Below are 3,280 nucleotides of genomic sequence, written 5' to 3'. Positions count from 1 at the left end.
TTGGCGCACTCATTTTTTTCTCCTAAATGTGCATTCTCTATCACTTTTTATTCGTTTGCACCCACTGTGCAATCATTTGTTTATCTTCTTCCGATAGACATAGGCACTCAATCAAGTCTCTACGGCGCTCAAACGTGCGTTTAAGCTTTTGCTGATGACGCCATTGCTGAATTTTTTTATGATCACCTGAAAGTAAAACTTCCGGCACTTTTTGACCATCCGGTAACACCGCTGGCCTTGTATAATGCGGACAATCCAGCAAGCCATCATAAAATGAATCCTCAATTGCTGAATCACTATCGTTCAACACGCCTGGCAAAAGACGGATAATGCTATCCATTAATACCATTGCTGGCAGCTCACCGCCGCTTAACACATAGTCACCAATTGAAACTTCCTCATCAACATGCGTTTCTATCAGCCTTTCATCGATACCTTCATACCGACCGCAAAGCAAGATTAAAGCATCTTGTTTGGCAAACGCATTGACTTTTTTTTGCGTCAATGGTTCCCCTTGGGGCGACAAGTATACAACCTTTGCTGATTTTGTTAAAGCATTTTTTGCAGCCAAGATTGATTTTTCCAAAGGCTCATACATCATTACCATTCCAGGCCCACCACCAAAAGGGCGATCATCGATGCTTTGATATCGATTATTTGCAAATTGTCGTGGATTAATCGTTGATACTTTTACCTGCTCATTTTGAACTGCTCTTGAACTTATACCATAACCACTGAATAGCTGAAACATTTCAGGGAAAATAGTAATGACTGAGAACTCCACGACACACCTCTTATAAATAATCTAACTGCCAGTCTACCAGTATTTTCTTCTGTGACATATCCACATCTAAAACATACTGTTTAACAAAAGGAATCAAATACTCTTTATCAGCTGCACGACAGCACAACACTTCATTAGCACCCGTATCAAGAATATCTTTAACATATCCAAAAGACTGTCCTGTTTGATTAAACACCTGAAGGCCTATCAAATCCACCCAATAAAAAGCACCTTCTTCAGCCTCAGGCAATGCAGATCTTGGCACACCGATAAGTGCATTCGTATAAAGCGCTGCCTCTTCTTTATTATCAACACCTTCAAACTGGATAAAAAGTTTATCTCCCACACGACTTACCGACTCATTTTCTAACGGCAGCCATGCTTCAGTATGTGGCTTTTGTAAATACCATTGACCGTAAGACAATGCTTTTTCGGCAGACTCAGATAACATATAAAGTCGCAACTCTCCTTTTAAACGATAAGTTGAGCCTACTTTAGCAATAGGAATCATTTTTTGTGTTTTCATCGTAAAATTAAGCCATATTTAAAATAAAAAACCAGCGCGACCTGTTAGAACAGATACACACTGGTAGCCTTCTTACTGTAATTTTACAGTACAAATATCGCCTCTAAATACCATTAAAGGCTTAAAGGTGTAGTTTTATGCAGACACTGCTTTTTTTGCTTCTTTTACTAAAGATTTAACACGATCAGACATTTTCGCACCCGTGCCCAACCAATAATCAACACGCTCAAGATCAATGCGAACCTTTTCTTCATGTTCTTTAGCTAGCGGGTTGAAAAAACCAACACGCTCTATTGGGCGACCATCACGCGCTTTTCTGCTATCTGTTACCACAATTCTATAAAACGGACGCTTTTTCGCCCCGCCTCTTGCCATACGGATAATAACCATATATTTTGTTCTCCAATTTTCTCTTATTTATTGTTGCTCTAGGATTTATTGTATCTACCGATGATAATCAAAGGCACATAGAATAAAAACGTCATGGATTTTACACTTTTTTATCCTAATATGCTAGCCCTTATTCCATTAAGTTACCTTTATTTTGCTAAATTAGTTTTGTCGCGATTATATCTATAATTCACAAATATTAAACAAATCTGTAATTTAACCGTAGAAATTATGCAACTTTTGAAATATAATTCGCTAGTGAATTTATATTTAATCAATGAGATTAGGGTCAATAACACCTAAATAACATAGCTGCGGGAGAAGAGATGAAATACCACAATACAATACTGTTAGTCAGCACGGACAAACAAAATAGCAAACAGCTTGAAACATTTTTACAACGCTACCTATTTAGCATTATTCATGTTGAATCAGGCAGCCAGGCACTTTCAGAATTGAAACAAAACACCGAGATAAACGCGGTTATTCTTGATATTCTTTTACCAGACATGTATGGCATTGAGTTGTGCAAAAACATACATCAACAATGGCCGCATTTACCTATAATTTTTGTCTCTAAAGTAACTGACCCAACAGAAATTGTTTTATGCTTTGAGGCTGGTGGTGATGATTATATTGAGATCCCTTATAACCAACACATACTCTTAGCAAGAGTTAAGGCAAACTTACGTGCTAAAAATGCATACTCAAAAAAAATAGAAACTGTAAGTGCCAGTGAAATCAGTATTAATGAATATACACAAATACAGTTTGGTAAGTGGCTCTATCAACCCAGAAAATCATTAATTACGCACCCTGATTATGGTGAAATTTATCTGACTGACAAAGAAAATGCGTTGTTAAAATTACTATTATCTGATCCAAGTCGTACTTTTTCACGTGAGGATATTGCAAAATATCTAAATCTTGCTGGTAAAGAAAGCATGATTAGAGATGTCAATATCCATGTACACCGTTTACGCAGTAAACTCACTCAGGGACATAACTCAAGCTCTCCAATAAAAGCCGTACGCTCTCAAGGATATACATTAGACTCATATCTAACTTATATCTATGACGATAAAGAGATCTCCTGCCTTAGCTAATATTAACGTACAGCAAGATATTGAACTTTCTTATATTCCAAAAGTATACCCATCGCTATATTTCTTTTGAGCACGTATTGCTATATTTCGATAATTAGCGCATTAGCAGCTTAATAGCAGCCATGAGCTCCATTCCATTAATCTCTAAAATAACTTATATCATTCGTAAATTATCTTAGCTTTGTAAAGATTGTGCTAAGTTATAATAGCTACCCTTCTCAGAGGCTTTTAACGCTCATGCGCTAAAACAATAAGGCTGTTCATTGTTTCTTAACGCATTCGCTATTAACTTACCAAAATCCCAAAGCGCTATAAGCATCATAAAATAGAAATGAAACGGTAACAAATATGCTTTCTCACCAAGGATAATTTAGGGATTTACTACAAATAAAAAAGCCCGATTTATCGGGCTATGGCTATTGGTATGGTATTTTGTTTTGCTAATGGATTTTGATAAAGGATTTGGCGGTGACC

The 3,280-nt window shown here is 36.8% G+C and carries 4 protein-coding genes; 1 reads left to right on the top strand and 3 read right to left on the bottom strand.

The genetic code is table 11. From position 1 onward, the window contains the following. Positions 1-40 precede the first annotated feature (40 nt). The 3 genes from trmD to rpsP form a co-directional block, all read right to left on the bottom strand. Positions 41-784, bottom strand: coding sequence for a tRNA (guanosine(37)-N1)-methyltransferase TrmD (gene trmD, locus DNK84_RS13010; protein ID WP_119344905.1), 744 nt, complete (start codon positions 782-784; stop codon positions 41-43). A gap of 10 nt (positions 785-794) precedes the next feature. Continuing rightward, entirely contained in the window at positions 795-1,310 is a 516-nt protein-coding gene (gene rimM, locus DNK84_RS13005; RefSeq protein WP_119344904.1) for a ribosome maturation factor RimM, read from the bottom strand. A gap of 135 nt (positions 1,311-1,445) precedes the next feature. Then, positions 1,446-1,700: a 30S ribosomal protein S16 gene (gene rpsP / locus DNK84_RS13000; protein ID WP_119344903.1), complete on the bottom strand. Its 255-nt coding sequence runs from the start codon at positions 1,698-1,700 to the stop codon at positions 1,446-1,448. A 326-nt stretch (positions 1,701-2,026) separates the two neighbouring features. Between rpsP and DNK84_RS12995 the strand changes: the two genes are divergently transcribed. Then, positions 2,027-2,806 carry a response regulator transcription factor gene (locus DNK84_RS12995; protein ID WP_119344902.1) on the top strand — a complete coding sequence of 260 codons (780 nt, stop codon included), beginning with the start codon at positions 2,027-2,029 and terminating at the stop codon, positions 2,804-2,806. The last annotated feature ends 474 nt before the right edge of the window (positions 2,807-3,280 follow it).

This window comes from Facilibium subflavum (assembly GCF_003574485.1).
In the GTDB taxonomy this organism is placed as follows: domain Bacteria; phylum Pseudomonadota; class Gammaproteobacteria; order Francisellales; family Francisellaceae; genus Facilibium; species Facilibium subflavum.
This window is presented reverse-complemented; position numbering and strand designations above follow the sequence as displayed.